We start from the raw sequence: 21,159 nt of genomic DNA on the forward strand, positions 1-21,159 counted from the left end.
GTCCTTAAGATTTAAAACTATCTTTGCCCTTAATGCGCAACACCTACCCAAAACGAGAAAAATTAAAATCAAAAAAACGTATCGAGCGACTTTTTGAAGAGGGAAGGTCTGTAAAATCGTATCCGCTCAGGATGGTGTATTTGCCCGAGGAGCTTTCGCCAGAAACTCAGGATTTGAGATTACAGGCGCAAGTGGGCGTTTCCATATCTAAGCGCAATTTTAAACTCGCTGTGCACCGAAACCGTATAAAACGCTTGATGCGAGAGGCATATCGTTTAAATAAAGGAGTGATAGACACAAAAGGCACGACATTTGTTATGCTTATTATCTATACGGGCCGTGAGGAACTTACACAACACGAAGTTTCTAAGGCGATGGTAAAACTCTTAAAACGATTTAACGATGCGATTACTCCTTCTTAGTTGCCTGCTATTCCTAGCACTTTCGTGCGAAAACACAAACGAGTCCAGATTATATTCCGAAGATTATGAGACAGCCGAAGCATCTGCTTCCGACCTCAATTCTCCACCACCTCCTGTTAATGAAGTGGTGCGACCCCAGCAAGAAAACCTTAAAATCATCAAGACGGGAAACCTCCGTTTTGAAACCCAAGATTTACAAAAGACATACGCAAGAATTATGCAGGCCATCCAAGTCTCAAACGGCTATGTACAGAATGACCAAAGCGGAAAAAACTACAATCAAGTCTACCAGAACATCACCGTAAGAGTCCCAACCGAAAACTTTCAGCGTACGATAGATGCGATTGCGCAAGGGGTAGATTATTTTGACGAAAAGACCATAAAACAACAAGATGTTACTGAAGAGTTTGTGGATGTCACGGCGAGGCTCAAGGCTAAGAATGCGCTTGAAGATCGGTATTTGGCTCTTTTGGCGAAAGCCAAAAACGTAAAAGAAATGCTCGAGATAGAGCGCGAACTCGCACAAATACGCGAGGAAATAGAAAGCGCACAGGGTAGATTAAAATATTTGCAGAATAAGGTCTCGATGAGCACGATAAACATTGCGTTTTACAAGAACAGCGTGGAGACCAAGACCAGCCAGTCCTACGGTTCAAAAATCGTAAACGCGCTCAAAAGTGGATGGAACGGTATTTCTACCTTTTTCCTTGGTTTGCTACACGTGTGGCCTTTCCTTATCTTAGTGGCCTTAGGCGTTTTCTTTACGAGACGCTGGATGAAGAAAAAGAAGAAGAAATGAGTAAGTTAAAAGAAAAACTATCGAGAATTGTCCAAGAGGCAGATGACTCTTTACTCGAAGGGCTGGACAACTTTGTGAACCATCTCAGAGAAGAACAGGAACCTTATAATTTGTCAGATGCACAAAAGCGCGAACTTGACCAGCGTATGGAGCGCTACGAGGCAGGAGAAGGAATGTCGCATTCTTGGGAAGATGTAAAGAAAAGCATTAGTAAAGATGCCTAAATATGAACTTGTTGTTCGAGATGAAGCAAAGCTAGAAATTAAAGACCACGTGGATTGGTTAAACGGCAGAAAATTTGGTCTGGGGGATGCTTTTTTAGAAGAACTAGATGAGTATTTGCACTATATAAAGGCGTATCCTCTACACTATCAAAAGAGGTATAAGTCTTACAGACAAGCAGTACTAAAAAAATTCCCGTACGTTATAATATATATAGTTAAGGCTAGCGATGTTATCGTTTTTTCTGTGTTCGCAACAAGGATGAATCCAGACGAGAAACCTAGATGAAAGAATAAGTTTATAAAGTAAATGAGATATCCGCCTTCGCAGATATTTAATAAAGAATCAAATGAAAAAGAAAATTATCATCCCCATTCTCGCCATTGCAACGTTCTTCGGAACGGTGAGTTTCCAGAACGATTTTTTTGAAATTGCAAAGCAAATCGAAATTTTCACAGAGCTGTTCAAGGAGCTCAATATGAATTACGTGGACGAAACAAATCCGGCCGAATTGATGGACAACGCCATCGAGGGAATGCTGGAAGGACTAGACCCGTACACAAAATACTGGACCGAACAGGAAGTAGAGGATGCAAAAATCAACCGAAGCGGGAATTACTCCGGTATAGGCGCTACCGTACGCAACAAAGACGGCATCCTCACCATAGTCGAGCCCAGAAAAGGATATCCAGCAGATAAAGCCGGACTCAAAGCTGGCGACAAAATCGTAAAAATAGGCGACGTCACGGTCGAAGGTTACGAGGGCGACGCAGGAGATCTGCTCAAAGGAAGCTCTGGAAGCTCCGTAGATGTAGCTTATGAGCGACAAGGTAAAGTGGCAACAACCACTATAAAGAGAGCAGGTGTCGAGGTAGATGCCGTACCGTTTTACCAATTGATCGGGGATGATGTGGGCTATATCGTACTTACAAAATTTAATAGCAAAGCTTCAGCGCAAGTGAAGGAAGCGCTCGTGAGTCTCAAAACCGACGGAGCGACAAAAATCATCCTAGACCTGAGAGGCAACGGTGGCGGACTTTTAAGAGAAGCCATAAGCATCTGTAACCTGTTTTTACCGAAGGGCGAGGTAATTACCACCACAAAATCTGTGGTCAAAAAATACAATAAAACTTATGTGACAAAGAATGAGCCTGTAGATACAGAAATTCCGCTGGTGGTGCTGGTTAATGGACGTAGCGCTTCGGCGAGTGAGATTGTTTCTGGAGGATTGCAGGATTATGACCGTGCCGTGATTGTGGGCGCGCGTAGTTTTGGAAAAGGCCTTGTACAACGTCCTAAACCATTGACCTACGGGACTTCGCTAAAGGTGACGATTTCCAGATATTATACGCCTAGCGGGCGATGCATTCAGGCACTAGACTACTGGAACCGTGATGAAAAAGGTAATGCCGTGCGTACAAACACAGAGGACTACAACGAGTTCAAAACCAAGAACGGTCGAAAAGTTTTTGACGGTGGTGGAGTGTTTCCAGACATCGAGGTCGAGAGCGCTCAGATGAGCTCTATTACCACCGCGCTGGCTAAGGATAATGCGATTTTTGAATACGCGACCAAATTTTACTACGAGAACCAGTTTAGTGATTTGAGCGAATTTAAATTTACGGACAGCGACTATTCGGACTTCAAGAAATTCCTGAAGAACACTGGTTTTGAGTTTGAGACAGATACGGAGACCGCTTTCGCGAAAGCGCTTACTCAAGCTGAAAAAGATGATTTCAAAGACGAAGTTAACAGCCTAGTCACTCAAATCCAAGCCAAAATAGACAGCGCCAAAGACGCCGAACTTGACGCAAAACGTGCCGAAATACAAGGCCTGCTAGAAGACGAACTGGTAAAACGCTATTTCTATCGCGACGGACTCTACCAATACCAAATCGCAAACAACAAAGAAATCGCCGAAGCGCTGGACGTACTCAGAAACGCTAGTCGTTATGAGAAAATTTTAAAATAACCCGTTATCAAAAAACACGTTCTAATTATTGCCTGCGTACTAATTTCCATTCAAATGTTTGGACAAGTAGACCGCATACACGAGACTTTTTTTGATACGGATAAACACGATATTGTTAAGGTCGAAACGGCAAAATTGAATCGGTTTATTTCTAGTTTGCCATTAGAAAAAATAGACGATATCTCTATTTACGGCTACTGCGACGATCGTGGGACCGACGCTTATAACGAGGCTTTATCTCAAAGACGGGCAGATGCGATAAAAGAGATTTTTGTAGCTCAAGGTGTCCCAGATTCCGTCATCACAAATGCAGATGGAAAGGGAGAACTGCTCCTCACAAGATTGGATGATGCCACAAACGAGATACAGCGTAAGCTTAACCGCAAGGTAGAAATCATCGTAGGCATAAAACAGCCCCGAGTTGTAAGCGCCGAGGCCGAAGAGTCAGAAAAAGAACTCGCCGAAACAGAAAAAAAATACAAAACCCTGACGGACACCATTGAAAAAGGTGACCGCATCCTACTCAATAATATTCTTTTTAAGACAAACTACAGCTACATTTTAGGGAAGTCTCACCGTGACTTGCGTAAGCTGGCAGACTTTCTCAAAGAAAATGACAACATCATCTTTAAAATTCAGGGACACGTCTGTTGTACGCCTAAAGGTCGCGACGCGGTAGATTTAAAGACTGGAAAGCGTAATCTCTCTGAGGCTAGAGCGAAGTTTGTATATGATTATCTCGCCCGCAATGGTGTGGCAAAAAAACGGATGCGCCACGAAGGCTTTGGGAGCAGATACCCTTTGGGAGGAGAAGCAAAACAGGACAGACGTGTGGAGATTCTCGTGACCTACATCAAGAAAAAGCGTCCTAAAAAGTAGACGGTAATGATGAGAATAGCGCTTTATTTAGCGGTAGCTTTAGTTTCCGCACAGCTTTCTGCTCAAAAACAGATGATGCAGTCTTACGCCGATTCAGAAATCACTGGAGTCTACATAAACAGCAACGAGATTTTTGAAATACGACTCACGGCAAAGCCCGTTTCAGACATTACGGTAACGACTTTAATTGAGGGCGAGACCTTTGAGAGTTCGCTACTGCAAACCGTTGTTGACGATGGTATCCTCAAAATAACAACTGGTCGCACGCCTGATTTTATCCCTTTTAACGATAAGCTTTCGGCGCACAAGGTGCTTTCTATTGTTTTGGAAATCACGTTGCCAGAAGGTCTGGATGTTGATGTTTATTCTACCCTTGCCGGGGTGGATGGAACGGGTAGGTTCGGGCAAGTACAAATGAACTTGGGTCGTGGTGGGTGTAGGCTGGAGGAATTCCGCTTTCGCGAAAGCGGAAAAATCAATACCCTTACAGGCTCCATAACCATAGCTACTAAAACGACAACTGTTACCGCACAATCTCGCAATGGTACGGTCGTTATTCCTAAAAGCTTTCCTACTGGAGAGGGTCTGATGCTACAAAGCGTGGACGGCGATATCACTGTGAGGAAATCAGAGTGAAAACCGTATTTTTGCGCCTTTACAAATCGCTATGTCATTTAAAAAAGCAACCATCATCGTTTTCTTGATTCTCTTAGTAGATCAAATCTCTAAGGTGTATATCAAAACTAACTTCTTATTAGGAGAGTCCATTCAGGCTTTTGGACTTGACTGGTTCGAGATTCGTTTTGTAGAAAATGAGGGTGCGGCCTGGGGCACAAGGCTTCCAGGAGAATATGGAAAACTGATTTTGTCATTGTTCAGACTTGCTATATCACCTATTATTGGATATTGGTTATACAAGAGCGCAAAGGAAAACGCACCTAAGTTACTTATCGTTGCGATTGCACTCATTTTTGCAGGAGCGGTAGGAAATATTATTGATTCTTTATTATACGGGGTTCTTTTTGATGAAAGCACACCGAGCCAAGTAGCGACATTTTTACCAGAAAATGGAGGATATGCTTCTCCACTTTATGGAAACGTGGTAGATATGCTGTATTTCCCTATATGGGAAGGTATACTTCCATCTTGGATTCCAGTCTGGGGAGGAAAGTCATTTACTTTCTTTAACGCTATTTTTAATATAGCAGATATGGCGATAAGTACAGGAGTGGGTATTCTGCTTGTTTTTAACAAAAAAGTGTTTCCTAAAACAAAGCCAGCAGAACAGGAAGTTGAGGCTTAAGAGGCTTCTGAAGTCATAAAGACGTTTGCAAGTTCTTCTGGTCTCACGGGTTTAATAAGGAAATCCTTTACGAGACTTATTGCTTTGGAACGCTCTATGTCTACAGGGTTTATAGACGAGCTTACGATATATAATGTTGTTTCTTTAAGGGCTGGAAAGTCATACTTTCCTAATTCAGTCAGGAACTGCCATCCATCCATAACAGGCATATTGAGATCAAGTAAAATCACTTGGGGTAAGCCCCGCTCTTCTAAATGCTGTAACGTTCTCACAAAGTAATCTAACGCCTCTTTACCATTTTTAAAAATAAGTAAGTTTTTAGACAGTTTTTTAATATCTATCAACCTAGTTATAAGGCTTATGTACATATCATCATCGTCTATTATACAAGCGAGTTCAATGGGATATTTCATTCTTTTAGGGGATTAATTATCGTTATAAACGAATTGTAAACTTTGTACCACGCCCTAGGGTGCTTTCTACAGAAATCTTGCCACCAAGAGCTTCCACTTGATTTCGAGTTAGAAACAACCCCATTCCTACAGCATCGTCATTATTATTAAAGGTCTGATATAATTGAAACATTTTATCACCGTGGCTTTTTAAGTCTATTCCTATTCCGTTATCTTGAACGACAAGATATTGTTTTTCATTTTCTTCAAAAGTAAAGACACGAATTTCTGGGCGTACTCCTGCTTTTCTGTATTTAATCGAATTTGTTAGTAAGTTTAACAGGATACTTTCTAGATATGCTGGCACATACTGCACTTTTTCGACCTCTGAGAAATCAGTATAAATCTCTGCATCAGACTGCACAATGAGTTGCTTTATGCTCGTTCTTACAGTATTAAAAATATCTTCGATATGCACAAACTCACGATCTGTATCACCAGCCATCTGTATGGTAATAACCTCGTTAAGGTGCTTAAGGGTTGTGTCTAAATTTTGTGCAATCTGAGTAAAGTTCCCAAAAAGTTCTTGTTGCTCCTGGGACAGATTCTTAGCCTCAAATAATTGAGTTGTGAGTTGCATATTACTTACGTGTGATCGTAAGTTGTGGGACACAATATGTGAAAAGGTGTACAAGCGTTCGTTATGTTTTTCTATTAGGTCTAAAGAGGCCTGTAATTGCAACTTGATTTTTTCCTCTTCGTCAATACTTTGAAAAACACCTCTGATCCCTATAATCTCTCCTTCTTCATTTTCCATAGGTTTTCCGTGTGCTCTGGCCCAAAAGACGGACCCATCATACGTAACCATTTTAATCTTTGTATCAAACGGTATTCCTTGAGCACAACCAAAGAAAAGTGCGGTTGCTTTATCTGTATGCTCCTCAGCATAGAATTTATACCCATTTTTTAAAGTGGGAATGAAATCTTCGGGGACTTTAAGTATACGTTTTGCCTGGTCATCAAAAAAACTCCTTTTATTCAGGAAATCGACCATCCACCCTCCGGCCTCCGTAAGATTAGAGATTTCTTCATAATAGAAGTTGTCCATTGCAAATAGCTCCCGACTCTCCAATTTTTTTTGATCCTTTGATATAGAAGGTTTGCGTCTTATCAATGTATTTACTTTCAATGGAACTTAATTGAGGCAGTCAAGGTATAAAAAAATAAGAAACAATTAACAGAATTTAAAGGAATTTGATGGGCTTACACAGTATTTCATCGAGACATCTAAGCTGTTTGTCGTTATTTCTTTTTCTTCTGGCTCAAAATAGGATAGGCCTATTGTAAGTAGTTCCTTGTTAGATTCGGCAAGGAGCTTGTCGTAAAAACCTTTGCCGTAGCCTACTCTGTTTCCCTTACTGTCATAAGCAAGAAGTGGTAGGAAAACAACTTGCGCTTTCGCGAAAGCGATTTCAATCCCATCTACAGGTTCTGGAATTCCGTATTCGTTTACTTGAAGCTTGGTGTTATCCAGCAATAGGAAGTGTTGCATTGTGCCCTTTTCAAAATCAGACTTCGAGATGAGAACGTTCTTGTCTTTTCCCGAAAGGATGTTAAGAATGTAGGTCGTGTCTACCTCTAGCAGGCGTTCTATAGGTAAGAAAATATGGTAATAGTCGTATTCCCAAATATCAAGACCAAGCAATTGATTTGCAATAGCAAGACTGCGGTTATCGCGTTCCTCTGCAGAGAGGGAAGCGCGCAAGGCCTTATATTTCTTCCTCAGACTCGCCTTGTTCACTTGTTGATTTTTCTACAGAGACATTAAAAATGGCGTCGCCTTGATACACTAGTGATGCCTCATTAACATTAATCACATAACCTTCGGATTTTGCCTTTACTACGTGTCTAAATTTCCCATAAGGATCTGTAATCGTTGCGATGTGTTGTCCTATCTCTAGATGTTGCCCGCAATGCACTTTAGTATGCAGGAGACCGCTATAGTTTGCGCGTATCCATTGGGTGCTTTCTATATATTTAGACGGCCTATCTGCTTCTGGAACTTCAATGGCAGGGTCTAGCATTCCTAAATGTGCAAAAACCCGCATTGCTCCTTGTACGCCTGCTTTTGCAATTTCTTTGTCACTTACTTTAGATTTCCCGCCTTCAAACAGTAATACTGGAATCTTAAGCCTAGAACAGGTAGCACGATAGGATTTAGGGATAATCTTAGACGTGAGGGTGAATGGAGCATTAAAAACCCGAGCATACTCTGCGGATACTACATCAAGGGGATCTATACGGACCTGCGCCACATTAAAACGAGCAGCACCTCCCGTATGAAAATCCAGACACAGATCTGCAACGGGTAAAATTTTCTTTACAAATTGATATGCAAATCTACTGGCTAGAGAGCCTCTTGGATTTCCCGGAAAGACTCTGTTGAGGTCTCTGCCATCTGGAAAAGCTCGTTTCATATCCAGAAAGCCAAAAATGTTAACCACCGGTATACAAATGATGGTTCCTTTTTTGGGTTTATTAATTTTTCTGGCAATAATCTGGCGCACGATTTCTACACCATTGATTTCATCACCGTGTATTCCAGATGTAATTAAAATGACTGGCCCAGGCTTTTTTGCACGTTCAATAATGATAGGAATCTCAACCGAGGATGTCGTGTAGAGCTTTGCAAGATTAAAATTAATCGTCGCTCTCTTTCCTGGCAACACCTTTTCTCCAAGAAGGGTCAGAACGTTATTTTCGTCTATGAATTTCAAGGGCTATTGTATTAAATATGACGCTCTATGTAGCGTATAATTGTTTTAGCGATATCTTTTCCTGTTGCTTTCTCAATGCCTTCTAACCCAGGAGAAGAGTTGACTTCCAGAATAAGTGGTCCGCGCTCACTTTGTAGCATATCTACCCCTGCAACACCTAATCCCATAGCTTTTGCCGCTTTGATGGCCGCATTTTCTTCCTCATCAGAAAGCTGAATAATCTCTGCACTACCACCACGATGCAAGTTAGAGCGAAACTCCCCCTCTTTACCCTGACGTTTCATAGCGCCTACGATCTGCCCATCTACAACAAAGGCACGAATGTCTGCTCCTTTTGCTTCCTTTATATATTCTTGAATAATGACACGTGCTTCAAGACCATTAAAAGCTTCGATGACAGACTCTGCTGCATTTTTGGTTTCGGCGAGGACAACCCCTAACCCTTGTGTTCCTTCTAGCAATTTTATAATGAGCGGAGCTCCTCCTACGTGATCTATTACTTCGGATACGTCACGAGAGTAATTTGTAAAAATCGTTTTAGGAAGCCCCAACCTTGATTTTGATAAAATCTGGAGGCTACGCAACTTGTCACGACTTACCACAAGTGCTTGCGATGTCGTTGTCGTAAAGGTATTCATCATTTCAAACTGTCGCACCACTGCCGTTCCATAAAACGTTATAGAAGCCCCAATACGAGGGATGATGGCGTCTGTTGTTTCAAGATGACGCCCTTTATAATATACAACCGGATTTTTTTTCTCAATAATGAGGTCGCATTTCAGTGGGTCTATGACCTCTACGCTGTGGCCTCTTTTGAGTCCAGCCTCGACCAGCCTTTTCGTAGAATATAAATGACCATTACGAGATAGGATTTTTAAGTTCATTGTTTTTTAGGTTGTAAGACACGTCTATAAGTTCTGTGTCTACGATGAATTTTTTAGTTAAAAGTTTACGGCCCAAAAGTACGGGAAAGCGCATATCTTCCCGCGAGCTTAGGGTTAAAGAAATACTATATTGTTTATTAAAGAGTATAATCTTGGTTTGTACCTCATAACGGTATTGGATCTCCCCGTTACTGCTCTTTACAGCGGCAATATCATAAAACTCAAACTTGAGCTCTCTCCCATCATACAGCGGGTGCGATGGATCTAGAAAAGTACAGATAAGCATGTCATTTTCCTCTCTTATGTTTGTACAATGAATGGAGGACGTGTAGGCTCCGGTATCCACTTTTACATCGATATCCTTAAAGCCCAACTCTGGAAAATCTGCCTTGTCTATTCTACCAATTGTCTTTTTCATATTAGGACGAGCAAGATACGCATATTACTATCTCATAAAGATATTTTAAGAGGAATTTATACGCTTTCGCGAAAGCGTACTACCCCACAAATACTATCTTTGAGTATGGCTAGTGCATCTGTAGAACTTCATCTTAAAACGCTTCCCACAAGCCCTGGAATTTATCAATATTATGATAAAGAAGGGCGACTGTTATATGTGGGCAAGGCTAAGAACCTTAAAAAACGTGTTCTTTCTTATTTTAGTAAGTCCCACGATAATGGCCGCATCCGAACGATGGTCAAAAAAATAGCCGAAATAAAACACATCGTCGTTGAGACCGAAACGGATGCATTACTGCTGGAAAACAGTCTCATAAAAGAATACCAGCCACGCTACAACGTAATGCTCAAGGATGATAAAACCTATCCTTGGATTTGTATAAAAAATGAACGTTTCCCGAGGGTTTTCCCTACACGCAGATTGATAAAAGACGGTAGTGAGTATTACGGTCCGTACACCAGTATGAAGACGGTAAAAACGTTACTAGACCTCATTAAAAGTCTGTACAAACTGCGCACCTGTAATTATGATTTATCTCAAGAAAAAGTGGATGCTGGTAAATATAAAGTGTGCCTGGAATATCATCTAGGCAATTGCGAGGGGCCGTGTGAGGGCAAACAATCAGAAAAAGAGTATCATGAGCACATAGAACATATTAGGCAGATTGTAAAAGGAGATTTCAAAACGTCTTTGTATAAATTTCGCGACCAGATGCAAAAGCACGCCGAGGCTATGGAGTTTGAAGACGCACAGCGCATAAAGGAAAAGCTCGATATTTTAGAAAACTATCAATCTAAAAGTACGGTCGTAAACCCAAAAATCTCAAACGTAGATGTATTTTCCATCATAAGTGATGAGGGTTATGGATACGTGAATTTCCTACAACTTGCCCACGGAGCGATTATACGTTCACACACACTTGAACTCAAGAAAAAACTGGACGAGACCGATAAGGAATTATTGGAGTTGGGCATTATTGAGATTAGACAGCGTTTTTCTTCTCAGTCCAAGGAAATCTATGTTCCATTTGATATCGAAATAGGAACCGAGGTAAAGGTGACGGTTCCTAAACTAGGAGACAAAAAGCGTATTCTCGAACTCTCAGAGCGCAATGCGAAGTACTATCGTATGGAGCGCTTTAAAAAGACAAAAATTGTTGATCCAGACCGTCATACAAATAGAATTATGGCGCAAATGAAGGTAGACTTACGACTTTCAGAAGAGCCCCGACACATAGAGTGTTTTGACAACTCAAATATTCAAGGAACAAATCCCGTGGCCGCCTGTGTGGTTTTTAAGGACGGGAAAGCCAGCAAGAAAGACTACCGGAAATTCAATATTAAAACTGTTGAAGGTCCGGATGATTTTGCCAGTATGGAGGAAGTCGTTTTTAGAAGGTATAGAAGGTTGCTTAACGAAGACGAACCCTTACCACAGCTCATCATAGTAGATGGGGGAAAAGGACAGCTATCTAGTGGGGTAAAAGCACTGGAAGATTTAGGATTGAGAGGCAAGATTGCCATTGTGGGCATTGCAAAGCGTCTGGAGGAAATTTATTATCCAGGAGATAGTATTCCCTTGTATCTGGACAAAAAGAGTGAAACACTCAAAATAATCCAGCAATTACGGAATGAAGCACACCGTTTTGGTATTACCTTCCACCGGAATAAGCGATCTGCAGCGGCCTTAGGAACTGAACTAGAAACCATTCCCGGAATAGGTGAAAAAACGGTTATCGACTTGCTCAAGCATTACCGCTCAGTTTCTAAAGTAAAAGAAGCCAGCAAAAAAAGTTTAACAGAAGTTGTGGGCAATGCAAAAGCAACCATTTTGTATAATCACTATCATAAGAAGTAAGTGCGTCATCTCTTTTTCATACTATCCATTTTTACCTTAGGCATTCTACAGGCTCAGGAGCCTGTACAAAAAGATGTAAAAGTAGGTTTGGTTTTAAGCGGTGGCGGCGCTAAGGGGCTTGCGCATATAGGCGCACTTAAAGTGATAGAGGAAGCGGGAATTCGCATAGACTATATTGCGGGGACCAGTATGGGAGCTATCGTTGGGGGATTATATGCCTCTGGATATAACGCAACTGCGATAGACTCTATTTTTAAAGCGGTAGACTTTGACCGTTTAATACAGGATGATTTACCCCGTAGTGCAAAGACCTTTTATGAGAAAGATGATGCCGAAAGGTATGCCGTGACATTGCCCTTTGATAATTTTAAGCTGTCCTTTCCTAGAGCGCTTTCTAAGGGTCAAAACACCTATAATTTGCTGAGTCAAGTTTTGGGTCACGTAGACACAATTCAGGATTTTGAGCAATTGCCTATACCTTTTTTCTGTGTTGCGACAGATGTCGAAAATGGACAACAGGTTATTCTAGATAGTGGTTATTTACCAGAGGCACTTTCGGCCAGTGGTGCTTTACCTTCGTTGTTTAGCCCAGTATTACTAAATGATCGTGTCCTTATAGACGGAGGGGTGATAAATAATTATCCGGTAGATGAGCTTAAAACAAAAGGAATAGATTATGTGATAGGCATAGATGTTCAGGATAGGTTAAGAGATAGAGAATCCCTACAAACAGCACCAGAGATACTCATGCAAATTAATAACTATCGTACGATCCAGGCGATGGAGGAAAAAAAGAAACGTACCGATGTATATATACGACCAGACATCGATGATTTTTCGGTTGTTTCTTTTGACGAAGGGGCAAAGATTGTGGAGAAGGGAAGGGTAAAGGCGTTTGAGAATTATGAGGCTCTACGGGAAATAGGGATGATGCAGAGACCGCTTTCGCGAAAGCGTACTCCTCCACCTAAACCTAAGGATAGCATTACATTAGATGCCGTAAACATTACCGGAAATGAGAACTATACCAGAGCATATATTTTGGGGAAACTTAAACTGAATCCTCCTCAAAAAGTAAGCTACAGCGACTTTAATAGTGGCCTAAACAATCTGGCTGCTACAGAAAACTTTGAGCGCATTAATCACAGGTTAACACCTACTCCAGATGGGCAAGTATTGCAGTTAAATTTAAGAGAATCTTCGAGTACTCAGAGCATCAGGCTGGGCGTGCATTATGATGATTTGTACAGAAGTGCTGCACTAGTAAATTTTACAAAGAAGCGTTTGCTGTTTAAAAATGACATTGCAACACTCGATTTTATAATAGGGGATAATGTGCGATACAATTTTAATTATTATATAGATAAGGGTTATTACTGGAGTGTGGGTGTACGGTCCACGTATAACACTTTTGATAAAGGAGTAGATGCGCGATTTGTGGAGAATGTGAGTGCTCTGGATTTTGGCGGTGTAAATCGTGTAAATTTGGAATACCAAGATGTCACAAATCAACTGTTTTTGCAGACACTTTTTCTAAAAGAATTTTCTCTAGACTTAGGCGCTCAACATAAATTTCTGGATGTCGAGACAGAAACTATTGTAAATGATGCAACCCCTGACGAGAGTTTTATTTTTGAAAAAAGTCATCTTGGGGGAGTTTATGCTCAGCTGCGCTATGACTCGCTGGATGACCTTTATTTTCCTTCTTCTGGAGTATATTTTGATGGAGATTTTGACCTTTATCTCTTTTCGTCAGACTTTAATAACAATTTTACAGAGTTTTCTATTGCTAAAGCACGTTTTAAGTATGCAAAGAGCGTCACTTCTAATTTTACACTCATCACAGAGCTAGCAGGAGGATTTAAAATAGGAGGAGCAGAGACACGATCGCTAGACTTCTTTTTGGGAGGTTATGGAAATCAGCGCATAAATAATCTGGTTCCGTTTCTGGGGTACGATTTTATAAGTTTCGGGGGTGACGGTTTTGTAAAAGCTGGCCTCACGGCAGATTTTGAAATTTTTAATAAGAACCATATCAATCTTTCTGCAAATTTTGCAAATGCAGGCGATGATCTTTTCTCATCTGAAGATTGGTTGCCACCTCCGGCGTTTACGGGCTATGCAATAGGCTATGGTCTGGAGTCGTTTTTAGGACCGCTAGAAGTAAAATATAGCTATAGTCCTGAGATTAAGTCTGGAGAATGGTTTGTGAGTCTCGGGTATAGATTTTAGAATCTTTAAACAGTATTTCATATTTATCATTTAATTAACAGAATGATTAAAAATATTGCTTCGATTTGTGTGTTTTGATTATATATCAATAATTCAAAAAAACGAACATTATGAAAATCATCATCAAAACACTCGCTATTGTTTGCTTAGTAATCGTAGGCTGCAAAGAAAACAACTCTCAAGAAGCTAGCACCAAAAAACCTAGTAATCCAGATAAAGCATTATATGCGGCAAACGGAAGCACACTCGAAAAGCCAGAGTCAAAGGTTTTTTACATAAATGCACCGAGTGGGTTATCGCTAAGAGAAGGAATTACATTACGCTCCACAAAAAAACTTACACTTCCATACGGAGCTCAAGTAACCCAATTAAGCGCTCCAGCACACACTACTATGACAATAGACGGAATCACAGGGGATATGGTTGAGGTAGATTATCAAGGAGCGACGGGATTTGTCTTTAACGGATACCTTACGGCACTAGCACCGCCATTAAAAAATGAATCTCTTAAAGCATATGCGCAACGGGTTTCTACAGTAGAATATCCTATTACAGTAGCCCAGAAGCAGAATGAAAAAGGAGCTGCCTACGGGATGACCACAACAGTTTCTGTTCCTGCCAAAAGCTGGAATGAAGCGTATACTATCGCTCAGCATCTCTTTGAATTGCCAAAAAGCTTAAAACTAGATTTAAACAAGACCGCAATTCCGTCAAAATTAGAAAACACAGACAAGCGTCGTAAGACAGTTATAGACGAAGTTACTATCTCCCGCGGCAACGATAATAATATAGAAAGAGTTACTTACACGTATGCACTAAAGGATTACAAACGGTCTGTAAGCGTTAAGAAAAACAATGGAGGATTCACTCTTGAAGAAGTGGAATCTTCAAACTAGTAACTTTAATTAATAAAAAAGGGGTTAAACTCGACATCGAGTTTAACCCCTTTTAATTCTATATGAGTTGCTTAAGCCTCTGAAACCCTTAAGGTATTTACCATACCTTTTTCTACAATGGGCATAGCGGCGAGGTTAATGAGCATATCTCCTTTCTGAACAAAACCTTTTTCAAGGGCAATTTTATTTACATCTTCAACTGTTTCATCAGTACTGACAAATTTATCGTAAAACACGGCTTTCACACCCCATAACAGGTTGAGTTGGGTTAGAATGCGACGGTTGCTCGTAAATACTAGAATATGCGATTTGGGCCTCCAAGCAGAAATTTGGAAAGCGGTATATCCACTATTCGTAAGTGTTGAGATTGCCTTAGCATTTATTTCATTTGCCATATGTGCTGCGTGGTAACAGATAGACTTTGTAATAAATCTCTTCGTACGTATATGTGGAGGGTCTTGAGGTACTTTAATAAGCTCGGAGTCTTCTACATTTCTACAAATAGAGGCCATTTTTTCAATTACTTGCACAGGATACTGACCTACGGATGTTTCTCCAGAAAGCATTACTGCATCTGCACCATCCATAACAGAGTTTGCAACGTCATTTACCTCTGCTCTAGTTGGGGTAAGTGAGGAAATCATCGTTTCCATCATTTGTGTTGCAATGATTACTGGTATACGTGCTTTCTTTGCTCTAAGCACTAATTTCTTTTGTATAAGGGGCACTTCATGTGCAGGGATTTCTACACCTAGATCTCCACGAGCTACCATTAATCCGTCGCAATAGGCGACGATCTTATCGATGTTTGCAACGCCCTCTGGTTTTTCAATTTTTGCTATTATAGGAATTTTATGATCTGAATGTTCATTTATGATTGCTTGCAGTTCTTGTAAGTCTTCTGCGTGACGAACAAAGGACAGCGCAATCCAGTCTACTTTGAGACTTATTGCAAAAATCGCATCTTTAACATCTTTTTCTGTAAGCGCGGGAAGTGAGATGTTAGTGTTGGGCAGGTTTACGCCTTTTCTAGATTTAAGAGGACCTCCCTGAATGACCTTTGCTACAACCTCGCTTTTACCGTCTGTTTTTACAACTTCAAACATTAGTTTCCCATCGTCTAGAAGAATTTTTTCTCCTTTTTTTACGTCTCTTGGGAACTGTTGGTAGTTCATATAAACACGTTCTTTTGTGCCTTCAAATTCTTCTTTTGTGGAGAATGTAATAATGTCGCCAGGATTTACGACCACCTCTTCTTTCATTCGGCCTACGCGTAGTTTGGGGCCTTGTAAGTCTCCAAGTATGGAGATGTTATGTCCGTATTCTTCTGATAGCTCGCGTATCATAGTAACACGCTCTCTGACGTCTTCGTAATCTGCATGGGAGAAGTTTATTCTAAAAACATCTGCTCCTGCATCCATCATTGCTTTTAGAACTTCTTTTTTGCTTGTTGCTGGTCCTAAAGTTGCAACTATCTTGGTCTTTTTTCTTTGTGGCATTTACTCTATGATTAAGTTTTCTTTGGCTTTTAATGTTGTTACTTCAACATTATAGGCGGTTACAATTTGCGTAATTTGGTTTAGGGTTGTGATTGTTTTTGCTTTCGCGAAAGCGCTACCATCATCTACAATACGAAGCATAAAATCTACCTTGGGCAGTTCTTGCATAAATACATAGCGTTTAGTCCCGTTATTCTCAAAGCCAAACAATCCATCTTTTTCCTCTCGAGCTACTGATATCCGCACTCTATTCTGAAGAAGTTGATAAGTTAGATATCGATAATCATCCTCGTATTGAAAAAGTGGAAATCCCGCTTCCAGCCCAGCAAAGTTTAAAAGAACATCCTTTCTTCTTCTTTCAAGCTTTATTTTGAGGTGTTTATTGAGTAGGAAAGCAAGGTAGTACGGCTCCAGTGAGCAATGAATGGCAATGAGTGTAAAATCATAGCTTATATCATTCTCTAAAACAAGCTTATATGTTCCCATACCTTTTTTAAACCAATTTTAAAGATACGCAATATGGCTAAAAGGCTATATGAATACAAGAATAAAAGAACGAAATCGTTTGCGCCAAATTACCTATAGAGCGCTGCTATAAGGGAAGTAAGAAGCTAACAATCGTCCCTTTTTCAAACGCACTTTCTATGGCTAGCTTTCCTTTATGCGCTTCGATAAATTGATTACATAGAATGAGCCCTAGTCCCGACCCTTTTTCATTATTAGTTCCCACCTGACGTGTCAAGGTGGTTATGTCTAGGAGATTGTCTTTAAAATCATCAGGTATCCCAATCCCATTATCTTCTATACTGAAGGATACGTTATTTTCAACTTTATTGATTTCAATAACGATGATACCATTTAATCTAGAAAATTTGATTGCGTTCGAAAGTAGATTCCTTATTACTGTAGCAATCATATTTTTATCTGCGGTTACTTTGCCGCTGTAACTAGATTCTAGTCTTACTTGCAATCCTTTTTTTTCTAAGAGCTGACTCTGTACTTTTATTTGATCTTTGGTTATACTCATAAGATCTAAGGTTTCTGGATTAAAAGCAATTTGACCTGTTTGTATTTTAGACCATTTGAGAAGGTTATCTAGAAGGGTAATGCTATTTCTACTAGAATCTTCTAATTGCCCAAAAATATTATTGGTTTGACTGTTTTCGTAAGTTCCTCCTTTAAGTACATCTAAATAATTAATAACAGATGAGAGTGGACTCCTTAAATCGTGGGCTATAATTGAGAAAAATTTATTTTTTGTAGCAACAAGTTCAGAGAGTTGTTCCTTTTGAGCAGCGATTGTGGCGTTTTTTTTCTTGTAAACATACAGTTGACTTATAATAAATAGCATAAACCCGAGAATGAGGAGGTACCATAATGCTGAGGAAATAATTAAACTCGTGCTAAATTTGTATGGGCTTTTATAAGCTGTTCCTACGGTAAAACTCTTGTTATAAAACGGAATTGTGGTGTATACATATTGATTTTCAGCAATGTCAAAATTTTTAAAATACTCTGGATCAGAGTCGTCAGACGTTAATTTCTGGTAGTTATATGACCTCGTCCTGTCAAAATAATTTCCGTTCGTACTCTGAAAACTGAATACAAACTGTGACTTGTCTACGTGATCATATACTCTGTTAATAATAGGGGCAAACTCTGCAACGCTTGTCAAGTATCCCCTAGAAACCCCAGTACTATCCAAAATCCCAAAACCTAACGGAAATCCCACTCGCCCTTCTATCAGATTTGTAGGGTCTGAGGCATAAAAGGAATCCTTTAGCATAAGCGTATCCATACGGCGTATACCCGATTCTCCTATTATATCTTTTATAGATGTTCCCTCAAGATGCAATGGTCCTGCTGGTTGCATTGTAAAATCAAATTGAAATATATGATTTGTGTCTATGTAAGAAACGCTAAAAGGGGGCTCTGCCTTGACATCAGAAATTTGAGTTTTAAGAAAGTACTGAATGTCTTCTTTTCTAGGAATATCGTTCCTGTAAGAAATAAAGGTCTTTACTCCAGATATCAATGTGGCATAACTTACTAGAGCTTCCTGTAGCTCTGTAGCAGCAGTTTTATTTGCTTGTTTGAGTCTGAGTTTTCGTGTGGCCTGTTCTTCTTCAATAATCCTTGAGGTACTCCAAACTACAGCAATTGCAGTAATAATGGCAATTATAGCAAACAGGAAATAATAATTTTTCGAAAATCGAAGTGACATAGCAAACCCCTTCAAAAGGTAGTTGATTATTAAACAAATATTTAGGAGGGGTAAAAGAGTATGCTAAAGTAGTAAATTAACGGATAAATTAAACACTATTTAGCTTCAATTTCTCGTTGAAAGGCATAAAAAGCTCGTTTAGAAGCAATTTCTTCAGCTTTTTTCTTTGATGTCGCACGCGCCTTTGCACTTACTTCTCCATCAATTAAAAGCTTGACTCCGAAATGTTTAACTAGGTCTTGTCCTGTATCTTCAAAAGTGTCAAATTTGAAAGTCTTCTTTTCTTTCTGACACCACTCTATTAAAACACTTTTATAACTTATAATGCGACCCTCAAGTTTTTCAATATCTACATAGGGTTCTATAACACGTTTTTGGATGAATTTCTCACAGTAACTATAACCCCTGTCCAAGTAGATAGCCCCTACTAAGGCTTCAAAAAGATTACCGTGAATGTTTGCGCCAAAATTTTCAATAGGAATGTTGGCCTTTACATAACGTATAAGGTTAAGGTCCTTTCCAAGTTCGTTTAGGTGCTTTCTGCTCACGACCTTTGAGCGCATTTTTGTGAGATAGCCTTCGTTTCCGCCTTGCACTTCATCAAATAGATGTGCTGCGATTACAGATCCTAACATAGCATCACCTAAAAATTCGAGTCGCTCATAATTAAGGGGGTTCCCATCTTCTTTTTTAAGCCCTAAGGAACGATGTGTAAACGCCTTTTCATAATGAGATAATTCCTTAGGCTTAAATCCCAAAATGGAGTGCATACGCATAAAAAAACTCCCGTCCTTTTCAGCACGAGAGTTGAATATTTTTTTAAAAGCGCTCATTACAAATTAAGCATCTAATTTTTTAAATAGCACGCAAGCGTTATGACCTCCAAAACCAAAGGTATTGCTCATTGCTACATTTACTTCTTTCTTCTGTGCCTTGTTGAGCGTAAGATTAAAAGAAGGATCTATATTCTCATCTACAGTCGTGTGATTTATTGTGGGAGGGACAAGGCTGTGTTGCATTGCCAGTATTGCGGCAATAGACTCTATTGCCCCAGCGGCACCTAGCAAGTGGCCTGTCATTGATTTAGTAGAATTGATATTTATATGTGCTGCGTGTTCTCCAAATACTTTAGAAATCGCTTTAAGCTCTGCAACATCTCCTAACGGGGTCGAGGTGCCATGTGTGTTAATATGGTCTACATCTTCAGGCTTTAAGCCCGCATCATTTAAACAATTGAGCATTACACGTTCTACACCTATTCCTTCAGGATGGGGGGCGGTCATATGATACGCATCACTAGACATTCCTCCTCCTACAACCTCAGCATAGATTTTTGCACCACGTGCTTTTGCGTGCTCATATTCCTCAAGAATAAGTGCTCCAGATCCCTCACCTAGAACAAATCCATCACGAGTCGCATCAAAGGGTCTAGAAGCCGTGTCTGCATCTTCATTTCTTGTAGATAATGCATGCATTGCGTTAAAACCACCCATTCCAGCTGGTGTTACCGCCGCTTCACTTCCTCCAGTTACAATAATATCACAATGTCCTAGCCTAATGTAGTTAAGCGCATCAATCATTGCATTTGCGCTAGACGCACAAGCAGAAACCGTGGTATAGTTGGGTCCCATAAATCCGTGTTTGATCGAGATATTACCTGGGGCAATATCTGCAATCATTTTTGGGATAAAGAAGGGATTAAATCTTGGTGTGCCGTCTCCAGCACCAAAGTTGAGAACCTCGTTTTGAAAAGTTTCTAGACCACCTATTCCGGCACCCCAAATCACTCCTACTCTAAACTTGTCAACCTTATCAAGATCAATACCCGCATCATTGATAGCCTCATCTGAGGCTACCAATGCATATTGGGCAAATTTATCGAGCTTTCGAGCTTCCTTACGATCAAAGAACTCGAGAGCGTCAAAGTTTTTAAGCTCACAAGCAAATTTTGTTTTAAACTTTTCCGTATCAAAATATGTGATAGGTGCGCACCCACTTTTACCTGTAGAAAGTCCTTCCCAGTATTCCTGGATATTATTTCCTATTGGGGTAAGTGCACCAAGTCCGGTAACTACTACTCGCTTAAGCTCCATAGTACGCAATTTATTTCTTTGCGTCCTCTATATATGAAACTGCTTGACCTACAGTAGCAATGTTCTCTGCCTGGTCATCTGGAATCTGAATATCAAATTCTTTTTCGAATTCCATTATAAGTTCCACTGTGTCTAGTGAGTCAGCGCCTAGGTCGTTTGTGAAGCTAGCTTCTGTTACAACTTCGTTTTCGTCTACTCCTAATTTGTCTACGATAATCGCTTTTACTCTTGATGCAATGTCTGACATA

Annotated in this window: 23 protein-coding genes; 11 read left to right on the top strand and 12 right to left on the bottom strand. The window is 40.2% G+C overall.

Annotated elements, in window-relative coordinates; all coding sequences use genetic code 11:
• The first annotated feature begins 32 nt into the window (after window positions 1-32).
• The 8 genes from rnpA (at window position 33) to EAX61_RS02310 (ending at window position 5,597) form a co-directional block, all read left to right on the top strand.
• Window positions 33-422 (top strand): ribonuclease P protein component, encoded by a 390-nt coding sequence (gene rnpA, locus EAX61_RS02275; protein WP_121916043.1) that lies wholly within the window; start codon window positions 33-35, stop codon window positions 420-422.
• Window positions 403-1,221 carry a DUF4349 domain-containing protein gene (locus tag EAX61_RS02280; RefSeq protein ID WP_121916044.1) on the top strand — a complete coding sequence of 273 codons (819 nt, stop codon included), beginning with the start codon at window positions 403-405 and terminating at the stop codon, window positions 1,219-1,221. The genes rnpA and EAX61_RS02280 overlap by 20 nt, the downstream gene beginning before the upstream one ends.
• The gene (locus tag EAX61_RS02285; protein WP_161555175.1) at window positions 1,218-1,445 is read left to right on the top strand and encodes an addiction module protein; all 228 of its coding nucleotides are present in this window, start codon (window positions 1,218-1,220) and stop codon (window positions 1,443-1,445) included. Before EAX61_RS02280 ends, EAX61_RS02285 begins: the two co-directional genes overlap by 4 nt.
• Entirely contained in the window at window positions 1,438-1,731 is a 294-nt protein-coding gene (locus EAX61_RS16735; protein ID WP_121916046.1) for a type II toxin-antitoxin system RelE/ParE family toxin, read from the top strand. The genes EAX61_RS02285 and EAX61_RS16735 overlap by 8 nt, the downstream gene beginning before the upstream one ends.
• 61 nt (window positions 1,732-1,792) lie before the next feature.
• The gene (locus EAX61_RS02295; protein WP_121916047.1) at window positions 1,793-3,415 is read left to right on the top strand and encodes a S41 family peptidase; all 1,623 of its coding nucleotides are present in this window, start codon (window positions 1,793-1,795) and stop codon (window positions 3,413-3,415) included.
• 54 nt (window positions 3,416-3,469) lie between these two features.
• Window positions 3,470-4,294 (top strand): OmpA family protein, encoded by an 825-nt coding sequence (locus EAX61_RS02300; protein WP_121916048.1) that lies wholly within the window; start codon window positions 3,470-3,472, stop codon window positions 4,292-4,294.
• A gap of 6 nt (window positions 4,295-4,300) precedes the next feature.
• Window positions 4,301-4,930 (top strand): hypothetical protein, encoded by a 630-nt coding sequence (locus tag EAX61_RS02305; RefSeq protein ID WP_121916049.1) that lies wholly within the window; start codon window positions 4,301-4,303, stop codon window positions 4,928-4,930.
• A 31-nt stretch (window positions 4,931-4,961) separates the two neighbouring features.
• Window positions 4,962-5,597 carry a lipoprotein signal peptidase gene (locus EAX61_RS02310; RefSeq protein ID WP_121916050.1) on the top strand — a complete coding sequence of 212 codons (636 nt, stop codon included), beginning with the start codon at window positions 4,962-4,964 and terminating at the stop codon, window positions 5,595-5,597.
• Here the strand turns inward: EAX61_RS02310 and EAX61_RS02315 are convergent.
• From EAX61_RS02315 to EAX61_RS02340, 6 genes are all read right to left on the bottom strand, one after another.
• Window positions 5,594-6,010, bottom strand: a complete 417-nt coding sequence (locus EAX61_RS02315) for a response regulator (protein WP_121916051.1) — start codon at window positions 6,008-6,010, stop codon at window positions 5,594-5,596. The two genes, EAX61_RS02310 and EAX61_RS02315, sit on opposite strands and share 4 nt — an antisense overlap.
• Window positions 6,011-6,032: 22 nt before the next feature.
• Window positions 6,033-7,097 carry a sensor histidine kinase gene (locus EAX61_RS02320; RefSeq protein ID WP_121916052.1) on the bottom strand — a complete coding sequence of 355 codons (1,065 nt, stop codon included), beginning with the start codon at window positions 7,095-7,097 and terminating at the stop codon, window positions 6,033-6,035.
• Window positions 7,098-7,223: 126 nt separating this feature from the next.
• Window positions 7,224-7,790: a 5-formyltetrahydrofolate cyclo-ligase gene (locus tag EAX61_RS02325; protein WP_121916053.1), complete on the bottom strand. Its 567-nt coding sequence runs from the start codon at window positions 7,788-7,790 to the stop codon at window positions 7,224-7,226.
• On the bottom strand, window positions 7,759-8,766 hold the full coding sequence (locus EAX61_RS02330; RefSeq protein WP_121916054.1) for a succinylglutamate desuccinylase/aspartoacylase family protein: 1,008 nt from the start codon (window positions 8,764-8,766) through the stop codon (window positions 7,759-7,761). The genes EAX61_RS02325 and EAX61_RS02330 overlap by 32 nt, the downstream gene beginning before the upstream one ends.
• A gap of 11 nt (window positions 8,767-8,777) precedes the next feature.
• Complete coding sequence (gene rimK, locus EAX61_RS02335) at window positions 8,778-9,650, bottom strand: 30S ribosomal protein S6--L-glutamate ligase (protein WP_121916055.1); 873 nt, start codon at window positions 9,648-9,650, stop codon at window positions 8,778-8,780.
• Window positions 9,625-10,068, bottom strand: a complete 444-nt coding sequence (locus EAX61_RS02340) for an ATP-dependent zinc protease family protein (protein WP_121916056.1) — start codon at window positions 10,066-10,068, stop codon at window positions 9,625-9,627. Before EAX61_RS02340 ends, rimK begins: the two co-directional genes overlap by 26 nt.
• Before the next feature lie 105 nt (window positions 10,069-10,173).
• Here EAX61_RS02340 and uvrC point away from each other — a divergent pair, with 105 nt between their 5' ends.
• The 3 genes from uvrC (at window position 10,174) to EAX61_RS02355 (ending at window position 15,095) form a co-directional block, all read left to right on the top strand.
• Entirely contained in the window at window positions 10,174-11,967 is a 1,794-nt protein-coding gene (uvrC, locus tag EAX61_RS02345) for an excinuclease ABC subunit UvrC (RefSeq protein ID WP_121916057.1), read from the top strand.
• Window positions 11,968-14,199 (top strand): patatin-like phospholipase family protein, encoded by a 2,232-nt coding sequence (locus tag EAX61_RS02350; protein WP_121916058.1) that lies wholly within the window; start codon window positions 11,968-11,970, stop codon window positions 14,197-14,199. It abuts the gene before it with no gap.
• 110 nt (window positions 14,200-14,309) lie between these two features.
• Window positions 14,310-15,095 (top strand): hypothetical protein, encoded by a 786-nt coding sequence (locus tag EAX61_RS02355; protein ID WP_121916059.1) that lies wholly within the window; start codon window positions 14,310-14,312, stop codon window positions 15,093-15,095.
• Window positions 15,096-15,166: 71 nt separating this feature from the next.
• On the opposite strand, the gene pyk is transcribed toward EAX61_RS02355, so the two are convergent.
• The 6 genes from pyk to EAX61_RS02385 form a co-directional block, all read right to left on the bottom strand.
• Window positions 15,167-16,594, bottom strand: coding sequence for a pyruvate kinase (pyk, locus tag EAX61_RS02360; protein ID WP_121916060.1), 1,428 nt, complete (start codon window positions 16,592-16,594; stop codon window positions 15,167-15,169).
• Entirely contained in the window at window positions 16,595-17,080 is a 486-nt protein-coding gene (locus EAX61_RS02365) for an IPExxxVDY family protein (RefSeq protein WP_121916061.1), read from the bottom strand.
• Between the two features lie 106 nt (window positions 17,081-17,186).
• Window positions 17,187-18,818 (bottom strand): sensor histidine kinase, encoded by a 1,632-nt coding sequence (locus tag EAX61_RS02370; RefSeq protein WP_121916062.1) that lies wholly within the window; start codon window positions 18,816-18,818, stop codon window positions 17,187-17,189.
• Window positions 18,819-18,913: 95 nt separating this feature from the next.
• Complete coding sequence (gene rnc / locus EAX61_RS02375) at window positions 18,914-19,651, bottom strand: ribonuclease III (protein ID WP_121916063.1); 738 nt, start codon at window positions 19,649-19,651, stop codon at window positions 18,914-18,916.
• A 6-nt stretch (window positions 19,652-19,657) separates the two neighbouring features.
• Window positions 19,658-20,911, bottom strand: a complete 1,254-nt coding sequence (gene fabF / locus EAX61_RS02380; RefSeq protein WP_121916064.1) for a beta-ketoacyl-ACP synthase II — start codon at window positions 20,909-20,911, stop codon at window positions 19,658-19,660.
• Window positions 20,912-20,921: 10 nt separating this feature from the next.
• Complete coding sequence (locus EAX61_RS02385) at window positions 20,922-21,158, bottom strand: acyl carrier protein (protein WP_121916065.1); 237 nt, start codon at window positions 21,156-21,158, stop codon at window positions 20,922-20,924.
• Window position 21,159: the final 1 nt, after the last annotated feature.

The organism is Dokdonia sinensis (assembly GCF_003688895.1).
In the GTDB taxonomy this organism is placed as follows: Bacteria; Bacteroidota; Bacteroidia; order Flavobacteriales; family Flavobacteriaceae; genus Dokdonia; species Dokdonia sinensis.